At 61.6% G+C, this 14,777-nt stretch carries 16 protein-coding genes; 13 read left to right on the top strand and 3 right to left on the bottom strand.

Annotation, left to right across the window (positions count from 1 at the left end; all coding sequences use genetic code 11):
- Positions 1-71: 71 nt before the first annotated feature.
- Positions 72-629, bottom strand: coding sequence for a hypoxanthine-guanine phosphoribosyltransferase (locus tag F8N49_RS08645; RefSeq protein ID WP_016773231.1), 558 nt, complete (start codon positions 627-629; stop codon positions 72-74).
- A 164-nt stretch (positions 630-793) separates the two neighbouring features.
- Here F8N49_RS08645 and upp point away from each other — a divergent pair, with 164 nt between their 5' ends.
- Together upp and F8N49_RS08635 are read left to right on the top strand one after the other, a co-directional pair.
- Complete coding sequence (gene upp, locus F8N49_RS08640) at positions 794-1,432, top strand: uracil phosphoribosyltransferase (RefSeq protein ID WP_151551156.1); 639 nt, start codon at positions 794-796, stop codon at positions 1,430-1,432.
- 2 nt (positions 1,433-1,434) lie between these two features.
- Positions 1,435-2,709 carry a uracil-xanthine permease family protein gene (locus F8N49_RS08635; protein WP_151551155.1) on the top strand — a complete coding sequence of 425 codons (1,275 nt, stop codon included), beginning with the start codon at positions 1,435-1,437 and terminating at the stop codon, positions 2,707-2,709.
- Between the two features lie 132 nt (positions 2,710-2,841).
- On the opposite strand, the gene hemH is transcribed toward F8N49_RS08635, so the two are convergent.
- Positions 2,842-3,867, bottom strand: a complete 1,026-nt coding sequence (gene hemH / locus F8N49_RS08630) for a ferrochelatase (RefSeq protein WP_151551154.1) — start codon at positions 3,865-3,867, stop codon at positions 2,842-2,844.
- A 13-nt stretch (positions 3,868-3,880) separates the two neighbouring features.
- Positions 3,881-4,783 carry a TIGR01777 family oxidoreductase gene (locus F8N49_RS08625; RefSeq protein WP_130900215.1) on the bottom strand — a complete coding sequence of 301 codons (903 nt, stop codon included), beginning with the start codon at positions 4,781-4,783 and terminating at the stop codon, positions 3,881-3,883.
- Between the two features lie 197 nt (positions 4,784-4,980).
- Here F8N49_RS08625 and F8N49_RS08620 point away from each other — a divergent pair, with 197 nt between their 5' ends.
- From F8N49_RS08620 to F8N49_RS08570, 11 genes are all read left to right on the top strand, one after another.
- The gene (locus F8N49_RS08620) at positions 4,981-5,967 is read left to right on the top strand and encodes an NAD(P)/FAD-dependent oxidoreductase (RefSeq protein WP_071173571.1); all 987 of its coding nucleotides are present in this window, start codon (positions 4,981-4,983) and stop codon (positions 5,965-5,967) included.
- Positions 5,964-6,179 carry a TIGR02450 family Trp-rich protein gene (locus F8N49_RS08615; RefSeq protein WP_076564097.1) on the top strand — a complete coding sequence of 72 codons (216 nt, stop codon included), beginning with the start codon at positions 5,964-5,966 and terminating at the stop codon, positions 6,177-6,179. The genes F8N49_RS08620 and F8N49_RS08615 overlap by 4 nt, the downstream gene beginning before the upstream one ends.
- Before the next feature lie 213 nt (positions 6,180-6,392).
- Entirely contained in the window at positions 6,393-7,355 is a 963-nt protein-coding gene (locus tag F8N49_RS08610) for a DUF523 and DUF1722 domain-containing protein (protein ID WP_041479992.1), read from the top strand.
- The gene (locus tag F8N49_RS08605; RefSeq protein ID WP_016773222.1) at positions 7,355-8,296 is read left to right on the top strand and encodes a MerR family transcriptional regulator; all 942 of its coding nucleotides are present in this window, start codon (positions 7,355-7,357) and stop codon (positions 8,294-8,296) included. The genes F8N49_RS08610 and F8N49_RS08605 overlap by 1 nt, the downstream gene beginning before the upstream one ends.
- A 16-nt stretch (positions 8,297-8,312) precedes the next feature.
- The gene (gene phrB, locus F8N49_RS08600) at positions 8,313-9,758 is read left to right on the top strand and encodes a deoxyribodipyrimidine photo-lyase (protein WP_151551153.1); all 1,446 of its coding nucleotides are present in this window, start codon (positions 8,313-8,315) and stop codon (positions 9,756-9,758) included.
- Positions 9,751-10,173: a nuclear transport factor 2 family protein gene (locus tag F8N49_RS08595; RefSeq protein ID WP_151551152.1), complete on the top strand. Its 423-nt coding sequence runs from the start codon at positions 9,751-9,753 to the stop codon at positions 10,171-10,173. The genes phrB and F8N49_RS08595 overlap by 8 nt, the downstream gene beginning before the upstream one ends.
- Positions 10,170-10,952 (top strand): SDR family oxidoreductase, encoded by a 783-nt coding sequence (locus F8N49_RS08590; RefSeq protein ID WP_151551151.1) that lies wholly within the window; start codon positions 10,170-10,172, stop codon positions 10,950-10,952. The genes F8N49_RS08595 and F8N49_RS08590 overlap by 4 nt, the downstream gene beginning before the upstream one ends.
- A complete protein-coding gene (locus tag F8N49_RS08585; RefSeq protein ID WP_151551150.1) occupies positions 10,949-12,196 on the top strand; it encodes an NAD(P)/FAD-dependent oxidoreductase in 1,248 nt (415 codons plus the stop codon). The genes F8N49_RS08590 and F8N49_RS08585 overlap by 4 nt, the downstream gene beginning before the upstream one ends.
- The gene (locus tag F8N49_RS08580; RefSeq protein WP_130928623.1) at positions 12,193-13,008 is read left to right on the top strand and encodes a DUF1365 domain-containing protein; all 816 of its coding nucleotides are present in this window, start codon (positions 12,193-12,195) and stop codon (positions 13,006-13,008) included. Before F8N49_RS08585 ends, F8N49_RS08580 begins: the two co-directional genes overlap by 4 nt.
- Complete coding sequence (locus F8N49_RS08575; RefSeq protein WP_122747840.1) at positions 12,995-14,260, top strand: cyclopropane-fatty-acyl-phospholipid synthase family protein; 1,266 nt, start codon at positions 12,995-12,997, stop codon at positions 14,258-14,260. The genes F8N49_RS08580 and F8N49_RS08575 overlap by 14 nt, the downstream gene beginning before the upstream one ends.
- Complete coding sequence (locus F8N49_RS08570) at positions 14,253-14,744, top strand: DUF2878 domain-containing protein (RefSeq protein WP_151551149.1); 492 nt, start codon at positions 14,253-14,255, stop codon at positions 14,742-14,744. Before F8N49_RS08575 ends, F8N49_RS08570 begins: the two co-directional genes overlap by 8 nt.
- Positions 14,745-14,777 lie beyond the last annotated feature (33 nt).

The raw sequence follows: 14,777 nt of genomic DNA, 5'->3' as shown, positions 1-14,777 counted from the left end.
GTTTTCAATGATGCTGACTGACACGACGCCTTCGCGAGCAGGCTCGCTCCCACAGGGGGCAATGCAGGTTCTTACATGCCTTTAACGGCGTAAATCCCGTTGGCGTTGCGCCAGTAGCCTTTGTAGTCCATGCCATAACCGAAAATGTAGCGGTCGATGCATGGCAGGCCGACGAAATCGGCTTTCAGGTCAGGACGAGCCTTACGGTCGTGGTCCTTGTCGATCAGCACGGCGGTGTGCACTTTGCGTGCGCCGGCGTGTTTGCAGAAGTCGATGATCGCGCCCAGGGTATGACCTTCATCGAGGATGTCGTCGATGATCAGCACGTCGCGGTCGATGAACGAGACTTCCGGCTTGGCTTTCCAGAACAGGTCGCCGCCGCTGGTTTCGTTGCGATAACGGGTCGCGTGCAGGTAGGACGCTTCCAGCGGGAATTGCAGATGCGTCAGCAGTTTGCCGGAGAAGATCAGGCCGCCGTTCATCACGCAGAACACCACCGGATTGCTGTCAGCCAGTTGTTCGTTGATTTGTGCACCGACGCGGGCGATGGCCGCCTCGACTTCAGATTCGGTGTACAGGCAGTCAGCCTCTCGCATGATTTGACGGATATGCTCGAGATCAGCGGACATGGCGCTCTCCAGGGGTTGGCGGAATTGGAAAAGCGGGCAAAGGTACGCATCCCGCGAGGTCGAATCAAGCTCTTATGGACTAACGTACAGAATGTCCTATAGGACATCACCCTCGGATAGATTAATCTAGGCCGGTTTTTTTGCCCGCCGCCGGAGCCTTTCCCATGCCCATCCTCGAGATCCGCCATCCGCTGATCCGTCATAAACTCGGCCTGATGCGCCGCGCTGACATCAGCACCAAGAATTTCCGCGAGCTCGCTCCGGAAGTCGGCGCCCTGTTGACCTATGAAGCTACAAAAGATCTGCCGCTCGAATCCTACGACATTGCCGGTTGGTGCGGCACCGTGTCGGTGGAGAAAATCGCCGGCAAGAAGATCACCGTCGTGCCGATCCTGCGTGCCGGTATCGGCATGCTCGAAGGCGTGCTCAGCCTGATCCCGGGCGCCAAGGTCTCCGCTGTGGGCGTTGCCCGCAACGAAGAGACCCTGCAAGCGCACACCTATCTGGAAAAACTGGTACCGGAAATCGACGAGCGCCTGGCGATGATCATCGACCCGATGCTCGCCACCGGCAGCTCCATGGTTGCCACCATCGACCTGCTGAAAAAGGCCGGTTGCCGCGACATCCGTGCCATGGTCCTGGTGGCCGCGCCGGAAGGCATTGCTGCCGTCGAACAAGCGCACCCGGACGTGACCATCTACACCGCGTCCATCGATGAACGTTTGAACGAGCACGGCTACATCATTCCTGGGCTTGGCGATGCTGGTGACAAGATCTTCGGCACCAAGCAGAAGGACGCGTAACCATGCAGCAAGAGTTCAACGATCCGCTCTGGCGCACGGTGCTGTCCGGTGCGCAGATGCTGTTCGTGGCCTTCGGCGCCTTGGTGCTGATGCCGCTGATCACCGGCCTGGACCCGAACGTGGCACTGTTCACCGCGGGTCTGGGGACGATCCTGTTCCAGATCGTCACCGGGCGACAGGTGCCGGTGTTCCTGGCGTCGAGCTTCGCCTTCATCACGCCGATCATTCTCGCCAAGGGCCAGTTCGGTCTTGCCGCGACCATGGGCGGGGTGATGGCGGCCGGTTTCGTCTACACCTTCCTCGGCCTGGCCGTGAAGATCAAAGGCACCGGCTTCATTGACCATTTGCTCCCGCCGGTGGTGATTGGTCCGGTGATCATCTCCATCGGCCTGGCCATGGCGCCGATTGCCGCGAACATGGCGATGGGCAAGGCCGGCGACGGCACCGAGCTGATCCACTATCAGACGGCGATGATGATTTCCATGCCGGCGCTGCTGACCACGTTGATCGTGGCGGTGTTCGGCAAGGGCATCTTCCGTCTGGTGCCGATCATTTCCGGGGTGCTGGTGGGTTTTGCCATGTCGTTCTATTTCGGCGTGGTCGACACAGCGAAAATTGCTGCAGCGCCATGGTTCGCTCTGCCGCACTTCACCGCGCCGGAGTTCAACTGGCAGGCGATTCTGTTCATTGTTCCGGTGGCGCTGGCCCCGGCGATCGAGCACATCGGCGGCGTGATTGCCGTGGGTAGCGTGACCGGTCGCGATTACCTGAAGAAGCCGGGCCTGCATCGCACCCTGCTCGGTGACGGCATCGCCACCACGGCCGCCGGCCTGTTCGGCGGCCCGCCCAACACCACTTACGCCGAAGTGACCGGCGCGGTGATGCTGACCAAGAACTACAACCCGAAAATCATGACCTGGGCGGCGATCTTCGCCATCACCCTGGCGTTCATCGGCAAGTTCGGCGCGCTGCTGCAGAGCATTCCGGTGCCGGTGATGGGCGGGATTCTGTGCCTGTTGTTCGGTTCGATTGCGGCGGTGGGCATGAACACCCTGATCCGCCACAAGATCGACCTGGGCGAAGCGCGCAACCTGGTGATTGTTTCGGTGACGCTGGTGTTCGGTATCGGCGGCGTGCTGGTCGGCACCGGCACCGGTCCGGATGACTTCGGCCTCAAAGGCATCGCGCTGTGCGCGGTGGTGGCGATTGCGCTGAACCTGATCCTGCCGGGCAATGACGGCTGGAAGCAAAAGAAGGCGGATGAGCCGCTGATTTAACCCCCCGCAATGATCGTTCCCACGCTCCGCGTGGGGATGCCTCAAGGTACGCTCCGCGTCCAGTGACGCGGAGCGTCACGGGCTGCATTCCCACGCAGAGCGTGGGAACGATCACTGTGTGAGCGGGCTTGCTCAGAGGGCCAGCGGCGCTCTTTCGCAGAGGGTCGCCAACGCCTTGGCCCATTGCGGGTCGTCGTTCAGGCACGGCACCAGCACCAACTCCTCGCCCCCCGCTTCGCGGAACTGTTCCCTACCGCGATCGCCAATTTCTTCCAGCGTCTCGATGCAATCGGCGACGAACGCCGGGCACATCACCAGAATCTTTTTCACCCCGCTTTTGGCCAGTTCATCCAGCCGCGCTTCGGTGTACGGCTCGATCCATTTCGCCCGGCCCAGGCGCGACTGAAACGACACCGACCATTTGCCGTCCGCCAGGCCCATGCTTTTGGCGAAGGCGGCGGCGGTACGGAAACACTGCGCGCGATAACAGGTTGCCAATACCGCCGGCGAGGCGGTCTGACAGCAATCGACGCCCTTGAGGCAGTGATTGCCCGTCGGGTCGAGTTTGCTCAAATGCCGCTCAGGCAAGCCGTGAAAGCTCAGCAGCAGATGATCGTAGTCCTGCTGCAGATGCGGACGCGCACTGGCGGCCAGTGCTTCGATGTATTCCGGCTGATCGTAGAACGGTTGCAGGATCGACAACTGCACGTCGAGTTTCTTCTCGCGCAGCACGCGCCGGGCTTCTTCGATCACCGTGGTCGTGGTGCTGTCGGCGAACTGCGGGTACAGCGGCGCCAGCGTGATCTTCTTGTGTCCCGCTTTGACCAGACGCAGCAGACAGGTTTCGATCGACGGCTCGCCATAGCGCATTGCCAGATCCACCGGGCCGTGTTTCCAAGTCCGGGTCATCTGCTCCTGCAAGCGGCGGCTGAGCACCACCAGCGGCGAGCCCTCTTCCCACCAGATCGAGGCATAGGCATGGGCCGATTGCTCGGGACGCTTGATCAGGATCAGCGACACCAGCAACCGCCGCAGCGGCCATGGCAGGTCGATCACATACGGGTCCATCAGAAATTGATTGAGGTAGCTGCGCACATCGGCCACCGAGGTGGAGGCCGGAGAGCCCAGATTGACCAGAAGCAAAGCGTGATCGGTCATGCAACGTCCTATTTCAGAGGCGGCTGGAGAGATCATCCAGAGCCGCGCGTAAATCCGTAAAGCGGAAAGCGAACCCCGCTTCGAGCAAGCGTGCCGGCGTCGCGCGCTGGCCGCCAAGCAATAACAGAGACAGCTCGCCGAGCATGACTTTCAGCGCCAGGGTCGGCATCGGCATGAACGCCGGGCGGTGCAATACACTGCCCAGGGTCTTGGCAAATTCGCGGTTGCGCACAGGTTTCGGCGCGCAGGCATTATAAGGACCGCTGGCCTGATTCCGGTGCAGAAGAAAATCAATCAGGGCGATTTGATCGTCGATGTGAATCCATGGCATCCACTGCCGACCATTGCCCAAAGGCCCGCCCAGCCCGAGCTTGAACGGCAGCAACAGCCGCGACAAAAAGCCGCCCTCGGCCGACAGCACCAGACCGGTTCGCACCAGCACCACGCGGATGCCGAGGTTCTCGGCACGCAGCGCGGTTTCTTCCCAGGCGATACACAACTGACTGGCGAAGTCGTCGATGCCGGGCGGTGATTCTTCAGTCAACTCGCGTTCGCCACCGTCGCCGTACCAGCCGATCGCCGAGCCGGAAATCAGCAGCGACGGTTTCTGCGCGCGAGTTTCCAGCCACGCCAGTAGCGTTTCCGTCAGGGTGATGCGGCTGCTCCACAGCAACGCCTTGCGTCGATGGGTCCAGGGGCGGTCGGCAATCGGCGCGCCGGCGAGATTGACGATCGCATCCAGCGGCTCTTCGCCGAGGTCCTCCAGACGCGAAATTCCGCGCACTTGCGCGCCGCAGATCTGCGCGACTTTTTCCGCGCGGCGACTCCACACCGTCAGCCGATGGCCCTGCTCCAGCCAGTGCCGGCAGAGCTGACGTCCGATCAAACCAGTACCGCCGGTCAGCAATATGTGCATGACATCTTCCTCGCGTGGCGTTTAACCCGGATCACTAGTCTATTTTTATAGGCAGGGATCTTTTCTATCGGGCAGGCTCTATGGTTTAACAATAGGCCAAGCTGTCAGAACGAGAACGCTAGAAGTTATACCAAAAAACAGAATTGTACAGGTTTCATCGACGGCGTAGTCTGTACAGAAAGGTAAACGAGGCCCCTATGACTGTACCTATCGCAATCATCGGCACCGGCATCGCCGGGCTCTCCGCCGCTCAGGCTCTGACAGAGACCGGGCATACCGTTCAACTGTTCGATAAAAGCCGCGGCAGCGGCGGGCGCATGTCGAGCAAGCGCAGCGACGCCGGCTCGCTGGACCTGGGCGCTCAATACTTCACCGCGCGTGACCGGCGCTTCGTCACCGAGGTGCAGCGCTGGCAGAGCCGGGGCTGGGCCGCCGAGTGGACGCCGCAGCTGTACACCTTCCAGGGCGGCCAACTGAACATGTCGCCGGACGAGCAGACCCGCTGGGTCGGCACGCCGCGCATGAGCGCCATCACCCGTGGCCTGCTCGATGGCCTGGACGTGCAGTTTGCCTGCCGCATCACCGAGGTCTATCGTGGCGAAGAACACTGGCATCTGCAGGACGCCGACGGCTGCACCCACGGCCCCTTCAGCCATGTGGTGATCGCCACACCGGCACCGCAAGCCACCGCGCTGCTGGCCGCCGCACCGAAACTTGCCGGCGTCGCTGCCGGGGTGAAAATGGAGCCGACCTGGGCCGTCGCCCTCGCCTTCGAAACCCCACTCGATACGCCAATCGAAGGCTGCTTCGTACAGGACAGCCCACTCGACTGGCTGGCGCGCAACCGCAGCAAACCCGGGCGCGACAGCACTCTCGACACGTGGGTGCTGCATGCAACCAGCGCCTGGAGCCGGCAACACATCGACCTCTCCAAGGAGGCGGTGATCGAGCATCTGCACGGTGCTTTCGCCGAACTGCTGCACAGCGCCATGCCTGCGCCGACCTTCAGCCTCGCCCACCGCTGGCTCTACGCCCGCCCCGCTACCGGCCATGAATGGACCACACTGGCCGATGTCGATCTGGGCCTGTACGCCTGTGGCGACTGGTGCCTGTCGGGCCGCGTTGAAGGCGCCTGGCTCAGTGGTCAGGAGGCTGCACGTCGCTTGCACGAACACCTGCAATGAATCGCATCAATCCGCGTAAATTGCTGCTGTCGAAGTGGACAGCAGCCCACCCGCAAAATCGCGAAAAACATTTTCTGGTCACCGAACTGATCCGCGACGAGGAAGGTACGGTGCTGGAAGTTGAATTGCAGGCGGTGCTGACCCAGCGTAGCGAGCGACTGGATTGGCAGGTGCTGAAAGACAGCGAGCACTGGTTACTCGGTTGGAAATAGATTTCCCTTGTGGTGGCGAGCCTGCTCGCGAAAGCGCTGTATCAGATACAAATTCCTTTGCTGACCCACCGCTTTCGCAAGCAGGCTCGCTCCCACAGATCAACGCCGCACAAAAATCTTATACAAATCATTTGACTTGTACATCCATCGATCTATGCTGAGGAAAAGTTGTACAGCGATAACTCTCTGTACAGGTATAGATTCGAGGTGCTCATGTCTACTGCTTCCCTGTCCAAGCCGAAGATCGCCATCAGCGCCTGCCTGTTGGGCGAAGAAGTGCGCTACAACGGTGGGCACAAGGAATCGCGGCTGTGCAGCCGTACCCTCACCGAATATTTCGACTTCGTCCCGCTGTGCCCGGAAGTCGCCATCGGCATGGGCATTCCCCGTGAGCCGATCCGGCTGGTCGGCGACCCTGAACAACCCGAGGCCGTCGGCACCGTCGACCGGACCATCAACGTCACCAGGCCGCTGGCCGAATACGGCGAGAAAATGGCCGCCGAGTTGCAGGACCTGTCCGGCTACATCTTCATGCAGCAGTCGCCCTCCTGCGGGCTGGAACGGGTCAAGGTCTATCACGACAACGGCGCGCCAGTGAATGGTGGCGGACGTGGCATCTATGCGCAGGCATTCTGTGCCCAACATCCGGATCTGCCGGTGGAAGAAGCCGGGCGCCTCAACGATCCGGTGCTGCGGGAAAACTTCATCACCCGCGTGCTGGCCTACAGCGCCTGGCAGCAAGTGCTCGCCGAGGGCCTGAGCCGTCGCGCCCTCACCGAATTCCATTCGCGCTACAAGTATCTGCTGATGGCGCACAACCCGCTGCAATACAAAAACCTTGGCAAGATGCTCGGCAATATGGCTGACAGCGATCCCGCCGAGCTCGGCCCGCGCTACTTCAGCGAGCTGATGGCCGCGCTGAAGAAATGCGCCACTCGCGGCACCCATTGCAACGTGCTGCTGCACCTCAGCGGTTATTTGAAACAATCGCTGAGCGCCGAAGACAAACAGGAAATGCAGCAGATCATCGGCCAGTATCGCCAGGGCATCGTGCCGCTGGTGGTGCCGTTGACGCTGCTCAAACACCACTTTCGACTCCATCCGGACCCGTACATCGCGCAGCAGGTTTACCTGCAGCCGCACCCGGAAAACCTCAGTCTGCGAAACGCGATCTAATGAACGATAAAACCGACAGCAGCGCCCGGGAAGACCTCGGCGCCGACTTCAAGAAAGCCCTCGACGAGGGCTGGTTGCCGATTCGCGAAGTAGCGCGGCAGACCGGCGTCAACGCCATCACCCTGCGCGCGTGGGAACGTCGCTATGGGTTGGTGGTGCCCCAGCGCACGCCCAAGGGCCATCGACTGTATAGCGCTGAACATGTGCAGCGGATCATGGCCATCCTCACCTGGCTCAACCGTGGCGTTGCGGTCAGCCAGGTCAAGCCACTGCTCGATGCGCCGCAGGCCTTCACGGAAACCGTGGAAAACGATTGGCAGCGTCTGCATCAGACGTTGCTGTCGGCGGTCACCTCGCTCAATGAGCGCGCGCTGGATGACAGCGTCAATCAGGCCATCGCCTTGTATCCGCCACGGACGTTGTGCGAGCAATTGCTGATGCCGCTGCTGGCCGAGCTCGAACAGCGCTGGCAGGGCCAGTTCGGCGCACAGATGGAACGGACGTTTTTCTTTTCCTGGTTGCGCAGCAAATTCGGCGCACGCATCTACCATAACAACCGTCAGCTGCATTCGGCGCCGCTGTTATTGATCAATCATTCCGACCTGCCGCTGGAGCCGCATCTGTGGCTGTGCGCATGGCTGATCAGCAGTGCCGATTGCCCGGTGCAAGTGTTCGACTGGCCACTGCCGGCCGGTGAACTGGCGCTGACCGTCGAGCATCTGCAAGCCCGTGGCGTGCTGCTGTATTCGAGCAAAGCCATGCAACTGGCGCAGTTGCCCAAGCTGTTGGCGAACGTCAATTGCCCGACCTTGATTGCTGGCCCCACGGTGCATATCCACCACACCGAGTTGTCCGCACGCACCGCCCAGACTGCCGATCTGTTCCTGGCTGAAGATCCGCTTGCCGCACACCAGGCGCTGCTAGAGCGCGGATTGATTTGATGATGGGTTTAATCACATGCAACTGATCTGGCTGCGCAGCGACTTGCGCCAACATGACAACACAGCCCTCGCGGCCGCCGCAGCGCGCGGCCCGACTGTGGCAGTGTATCTGTTGAGTCCGCAGCAATGGCTGGAGCACGACGATGCGCCGTGCAAAGTGGATTTCTGGCTACGCAATTTGCGCGAACTGAGCCAGAGCCTCGGCGCGCTGAACATTCCGCTGTTGATTCGCAGCGCGCCGCACTGGGATCAGGCGCCAGCAGAACTGCTTAAGCTGTGCCGGCAATTGAAGATCAAGGCGGTGCACGTCAACGAGGAATACGGCGTTCACGAAAGCCGCCGCGATGAAGCCGTGGCCGAAACGATGCGGGCCGAGGGCATCGAGTTCCACAGCTATCTGGATCAGTTGCTGTTCAAACCCGGCACGATCCTGACCAAGACCGGCACCTATTTCCAGGTGTTCAGTCAGTTCCGCAAGGTCTGCTACGAGCGCCTGCATCGCTCGATGCCTGCACTTGTAAAGGCACCGGGCAAACAGGCCGCGCTGGATATCGAAAGTGACGCAATTCCCGAGGCGGTCAAAGGCTTCGCCACACCGAGTGAATCCCTGCGCGCCTTGTGGCCGGCCGGCGAGCAAGAGGCGCGGCGCCGCCTCGACACCTTCACCGATGCACAGATCGACTACTACCGCAGCGAACGCGACTTCCCGGCCAAACCCGGCACCAGCCAATTGTCGGCGTACCTCGCCGCCGGGGTGATCTCGCCACGCCAGTGCCTGCACGCTGCACTGCAAAGCAATCAGGGCGAGTTCGAAAGCGGCAAGGTCGGCGCAGTGACCTGGATCAACGAGCTGCTGTGGCGCGAGTTCTATAAACACATTCTGGTCGGCTATCCACGCGTCTCGCGGCATCGCGCCTTCCGCCCGGAAACCGAGGCGCTGACCTGGCGCGATGCGCCGGAAGAACTCAAGGCCTGGCAGGAGGCTCGGACTGGACTGCCGATCATCGACGCGGCGATGCGCCAATTGCTCGAAACCGGCTGGATGCACAATCGCCTGCGCATGGTCGTGGCGATGTTCCTGACCAAAAACCTGCTGATCGACTGGCGCGAGGGCGAACGCTTTTTCATGCGCCACCTGATCGACGGCGACCTGGCGGCCAACAACGGTGGCTGGCAGTGGAGCTCATCGACCGGCACCGACTCGGCGCCGTACTTCCGTATCTTCAACCCGTTGAGCCAGTCGGAAAAATTCGATGCCGAAGGCGTGTTCATCAAGCACTGGTTGCCGGAACTGGCCGGGCTCAACAAGAAGGAAGTGCACAATCCGGCGGCAGCCGGAGGACTGTTCGGCGTGGCCGATTATCCGGCCCCGATCGTCAACCTCAGCGCCTCACGCGAGCGTGCGCTGACAGCGTTCAAGAACCTGCCGTCGCGCCAGCCTGTGGGCGGCAGCGATGAGTGAATTCCTGCGCAGCTTCGCCCGCGAGTTTTCCGGGTTGAACAAGGACAACCTGCATCGCCTCGGCGAGCTGTACAGCGACGACATTCATTTCACCGATCCGCTGCACGAAGTTCAGGGCCTGGCACAACTGCGGGATTACTTCAGTGAGCTGTACGCCAACGTCAGCGATCTGCGTTTCGATTTTCACGGCTTTGACCAGATCCGCGAAGGTGAGGGTTACCTGCGCTGGGTCATGAGTTATCGCCATCCGCGCCTGGCCAACGGTCGGGAAATCAGGGTCGGTGGCTGCTCGCACCTGCTCTGGCGCGACAAGGTTTATCGCCATCGGGATTATTTCGATGCCGGGGCGCTGCTATATGAACACTTGCCAATATTGGGCCGGGTGATTGCCTGGCTGAAAAGGAGAATGGGATGAGTCGTACACCTCCACGGCGGTATTGGTTGACCGGGGCCAGCAGTGGCATCGGTGCAGCCTTGTGTGAGGACATTCTGAAAAGCGGCGCGCACCTGGCGGTCAGCTCGCGCTCGGCCGCGCCGCTCAAGGTCTTGTCCCAGCGTTATCCGGGCCAGGTGCTGGTGGTGCCCGGCGATCTGACCAACAGTCAGACCGTGCGCGAAATCGGTGAGCAGATCACCGAGGCCTGGGGTTCGCTGGACAGCGTGATTCTCAACGCCGGCACCTGTGAATATGTCGACGCGCGCCAGTTCGACTCGTCGATCATCGAGCACGTGGTGCGCACCAATCTGCTCGCCAGCGGCTATTGCATCGAAGCCGCCCTGCCGCTGTTGCGCAAAGGCACCGCGCCGCATCTGGTCGGCATGGCCAGCTCGGTGACTTACCTGCCGCTGCCACGGGCCGAAGCCTATGGCGCATCGAAGGCCGGGCTGCGTTACCTGTTCGAATCGCTGCGCATCGATCTGGCGGATGAAGGTATTGAAGTCACCATCATCAGCCCGGGTTTTGTCGAAACGCCGCTGACCGAGAGGAACGATTTCCCGATGCCGCTGAGCTGGCCCGCAGATAAAGCGGCGCGGCACATCTTCGCCAAACTCAAGGACCGTCCGCTGGAAATTGCCTTCCCGGGGCTGTTCATGGCCGCGCTGTGGCCGCTGTCGAAACTGCCCGCTCGCGCGCAACTGGCGATCGGCAAACGCATGGTGCGCAAGAACCCACCGCAGCGGGACCCGATATGAAAATCGCCGTAATTGGCAGCGGTATCGCCGGGCTCACCTGCGCCTACCTGCTGAACCGCCGCCACGACATCACCGTGTTCGAAGCGAGTGACTGGGTCGGCGGCCACACCCACACCGTACCGGTCAGCGTGGCCGGGCAATCGTTCGCCATCGATACCGGTTTCATCGTGTTCAACGACTGGACCTACCCGAACTTCATTCGCTTGCTCAACCAGCTCGGCGTGGCGTTCAAACCGACCGAAATGAGCTTTTCGGTAACCGACCCGGACACTGGCGTGGAGTACAACGGCAACAATCTCAACAGCCTGTTCGCCCAGCGCAGCAATCTGTTGTCGCCGGGGTTCTGGGGCATGCTGCGCGACATTCTGCGCTTCAACAAAGAAGCCCAGCGCGACCTGATCGAACTGCGCATCGCCGCCGATACCACGCTCGATGATTACCTCAAGGCCGGCGGCTACGGCGAGCGCTTCATCCTGCACTACATCGTGCCGATGGGCGCGGCGATCTGGTCGATGCCAATGGCGGAAATGCTCAATTTCCCGCTGCAATTCTTCCTGCGTTTTTTCAAGAATCATGGCCTGTTGTCGGTCAGTGATCGGCCGCAGTGGCAGGTCATCGAAGGCGGTTCCAGTGCCTACGTCGCGCCGCTGACCGCTTCGTTCAGCGACAGGATTCGCCTGACCTGCCCGGTCAGCCGCGTCGAGCGCAATCAGCATGGTGTGGTTATCCACAGCCCGGCCGGCCTCGAACATTTCGACAAAGTGGTGTTCGCCTGTCACAGCGATCAGGCGCTGAACCTGCTGGCCAACCCGAGCGACGCCGAGCGCTCGATTCTCGGCGCCCTGCTCTACGCCGACAACGATGTCGTGCTGCACACCGACACGCGCCTGCTGCCGACGCGCAAACTGGCCTGGGCCAGCTGGAATTATCGCCTCGGGGGCGCCGGCCATACGCGCGCGGCGGTCACCTACAACATGAACATCCTGCAGGGCATCGAAAGCGACACTACGTTCTGCGTCAGCCTCAACCAGACCGCCGGCATCAGCCCGGACAAGGTACTGGCCCGCTACACCTACGCTCACCCGCAATACACCTTGGCCGCCGCAGCCGCGCAAAACCGCTGGGGCGAACTCGATGGCGAGCAGCACACCCATTATTGCGGCGCCTACTGGGCCAACGGTTTTCATGAAGATGGCGTGGTCAGCGGGCTGCGCGTAGCCGCCGCGTTCGGTGAAACCCTGTGAACAGCGCTCTGTACAGCGGCGTCATCGGCCACCGACGTTTTGCGCCGCGCCGCCACGAATTCCGCTACCGCATCGGCCTGCTCTATCTCGACCTGAGCGAACAGGATGCCGTGCTGGCCTTGTCGCCGCTGGCGGGGCGCAGCCGCTTTGCGCCGTTCTCGTTTCGCGAAACCGATTACCTGAAAGCCTTCACCGGCAAGGGCATGCGCCTGATCGACGCGGTGCGCCAGCAGGTCGGCGCAGCCATCGGTCATGAGCCACAAGGCGCGGTGTGCCTGCTGACCCAGCCGCGCAGTTGGGGGTTGTCGTTCAATCCGGTGAGTTTCTTCTATTGCCATGAAGCCGACGGGCAACTGGCGGCGATCGTTTGTGAAGTGACCAACACGCCGTGGCGCGAGCGTTATCACTATGTGCTGCCGGCGCAGACGCCGACCAGCCTGGTGGATTTCCATCAGCATTTCGCTGTGGCCAAGGCGTTTCACGTCTCGCCGTTTCTGCCCCGCGACCTCGAATACCGCATGAGCTTCAGCCCCGCTGCGCAAAGCCTGGGTGTGCACATGGCCGATTGGCAGGGCAGCGAGAAACTGTTCGACGCCACGCTCAATCTGCGCCGCGAACCGCTCGATCGTCGCAGCCTGCATCGCTATCTGCGGCGCTTCCCGTGGATGACCGCAAAAACCGCTCTGGCGATTTATTGGCAAGCACTGCGACTGCTGCTCAAGCGCGCGCCGATCTTCCCTCACCAGGCTGCCGACGGCAGCTTTAAAACCGCCACTGTGCCTCCGAAGGAGCCGCACCATGAAATCCTCTAGCCTGCCGCTCGGTCGCTTCAGCACCAACGGTTTGACCGGCTCGCTGCTGCGCCGTGGCGTGTTGCGCCAATTGGCCCAGCTCAAACACGGACAATTGATGGTCGTCGAGGATGGCGAACAAATGCTTTTCGGCACCCCGGGCAGCGCCCTGCTCGGCGAAGTCCATGTACTCGACCCCGCCCTGTGGGGCATGGTCGCCAGTAGCGGCTCGATCGGCGCCGGCGAAGCATTCATCCACGGCTATTGGAGTTCGCCGGACCTGACTGCTGTGGTGCGCGTGTTCGTCAGCAATCTCGATGTACTCGATGCCATGGAAGGTGGCCTGGCGCGTCTGGGCCGGCCCTTCGTGCAAGGCCTGCACTGGCTCAATCGCAACACGCGCAAGGGGTCGCAGAAAAACATCGCCGCGCACTACGACCTCGGCAATGAACTGTTCGAACAATTTCTCGACCCGACCATGATGTATTCCGCCGCCCAGTTCCTTTCGCCGAGCGACACCCTGGAACAGGCGCAATTGAACAAACTTGAACGCATCTGCCAGAAACTCGCGCTCAAGCCCAGCGACCACCTGCTGGAAATCGGCACCGGTTGGGGCAGCATGGCCCTTTACGCAGCACAGCATTACGGTTGCCGCGTGACCACCACGACGCTGTCGAAAGAGCAGTTCGCGTTCACTGCCAAGCGCATCGAACAACTCGGCTTGCAGGATCGCGTCACCCTGCTGCTCAAGGACTACCGCGACCTCAGCGGCGAGTACGACAAACTGGTATCGATCGAGATGATCGAGGCGGTCGGCCATCGGTTCCTGCCGACCTACTTCAAGCAATGCGCGCAGTTGCTCAAAAGCAACGGCCTGATGCTGCTCCAGGCGATCACCATTCGCGAACAACGCTACGAACAGGCCAAGCGCAGCGTCGACTTCATCCAGCGCTACATCTTCCCCGGCGGCGCCCTGCCCTCGGTGCACAAGATGCTCGATGTGGTCGGCCGCGAAACCGACATGAACCTGCTGCACATGGAAGATTTCGGCCTGCATTACGCCAAGACACTGCGCCTGTGGCACGAGAACTTTCGCCTCGCCCATAGTCGCCTGAGCGAACTGGGCTACGACGATTATTTCCTGCGTTTGTGGGAGTTCTATCTGTGCTACTGCGAGGGCGGATTCCTCGAACGCACCATCGGCACCGCGCAATTGCTGCTGGCCAAACCGGCGGCGATGACCGCGCCGCTGCTCGGGCGCTTCGATGCGTGAGCGAATCGCCAATGCCGTGCTGTTTCAGCTCGGCTGGCTGGCCTGCGTGCTCGGCGGCAACAGTTTATGGCTGTTGCTGGCACTGGCGGCGCTGGTGATTCATCTGCGCTGGATCAGCAGTTGGGCGGCAGAAGGTCGTTTGATTCTGTGCGTGGTGATTGTCGGCACGGCGGTGGACAGCGTCTTGCGTTACCTCGACGTGTTCCGCTTTGCAGACGCGTCACCGCTGATTCCGTTGTGGCTGATGCTGCTATGGGCACTGCTCGCCACCACGTTGCGCCACTGCCTGGCCTGGAGCGCGCGGCCATGGTGGCTGGCCAGCGCACTTGGCGCGGTGGGCGGGGCATTGTCGTACTACGGTGGCGGACGCCTGGCCGGCGTGCATTTCCCTTACGGCGAAGTATCGACGCTGATCGTCATCGGGCTGCTCTGGGCAGGCTTGTTCCCACTGTTGCATTTGATGGCGCGGCGTCTGGCGCCGTGAGCGTCCGTCAGCGCTTTCACACCCACGGCGATC

The organism is Pseudomonas sp. GXM4 (assembly GCF_008923895.1).
Taxonomy (GTDB): domain Bacteria; phylum Pseudomonadota; class Gammaproteobacteria; order Pseudomonadales; family Pseudomonadaceae; genus Aquipseudomonas; species Aquipseudomonas atacamensis.
Note: the sequence above shows the minus strand (reverse complement) of the source record. Positions and strands in the feature narration are given on the sequence as shown.

Coding starts and splice junctions, on each gene's coding strand:
- F8N49_RS08645 (WP_016773231.1), bottom strand. CDS start 629: ATGTCCGCTGATCTCGAGCATATCCGTCAAATCATGCGAGAGGCTGAC.
- phrB (WP_151551153.1), top strand. CDS start 8,313: ATGCAACTGATCTGGCTGCGCAGCGACTTGCGCCAACATGACAACACA.
- F8N49_RS08570 (WP_151551149.1), top strand. CDS start 14,253: ATGCGTGAGCGAATCGCCAATGCCGTGCTGTTTCAGCTCGGCTGGCTG.
- F8N49_RS08595 (WP_151551152.1), top strand. CDS start 9,751: ATGAGTGAATTCCTGCGCAGCTTCGCCCGCGAGTTTTCCGGGTTGAAC.
- F8N49_RS08620 (WP_071173571.1), top strand. CDS start 4,981: ATGACTGTACCTATCGCAATCATCGGCACCGGCATCGCCGGGCTCTCC.
- F8N49_RS08635 (WP_151551155.1), top strand. CDS start 1,435: ATGCAGCAAGAGTTCAACGATCCGCTCTGGCGCACGGTGCTGTCCGGT.
- F8N49_RS08605 (WP_016773222.1), top strand. CDS start 7,355: ATGAACGATAAAACCGACAGCAGCGCCCGGGAAGACCTCGGCGCCGAC.
- F8N49_RS08590 (WP_151551151.1), top strand. CDS start 10,170: ATGAGTCGTACACCTCCACGGCGGTATTGGTTGACCGGGGCCAGCAGT.
- upp (WP_151551156.1), top strand. CDS start 794: ATGCCCATCCTCGAGATCCGCCATCCGCTGATCCGTCATAAACTCGGC.
- F8N49_RS08585 (WP_151551150.1), top strand. CDS start 10,949: ATGAAAATCGCCGTAATTGGCAGCGGTATCGCCGGGCTCACCTGCGCC.
- hemH (WP_151551154.1), bottom strand. CDS start 3,867: ATGACCGATCACGCTTTGCTTCTGGTCAATCTGGGCTCTCCGGCCTCC.
- F8N49_RS08615 (WP_076564097.1), top strand. CDS start 5,964: ATGAATCGCATCAATCCGCGTAAATTGCTGCTGTCGAAGTGGACAGCA.
- F8N49_RS08625 (WP_130900215.1), bottom strand. CDS start 4,783: ATGCACATATTGCTGACCGGCGGTACTGGTTTGATCGGACGTCAGCTC.
- F8N49_RS08575 (WP_122747840.1), top strand. CDS start 12,995: ATGAAATCCTCTAGCCTGCCGCTCGGTCGCTTCAGCACCAACGGTTTG.
- F8N49_RS08610 (WP_041479992.1), top strand. CDS start 6,393: ATGTCTACTGCTTCCCTGTCCAAGCCGAAGATCGCCATCAGCGCCTGC.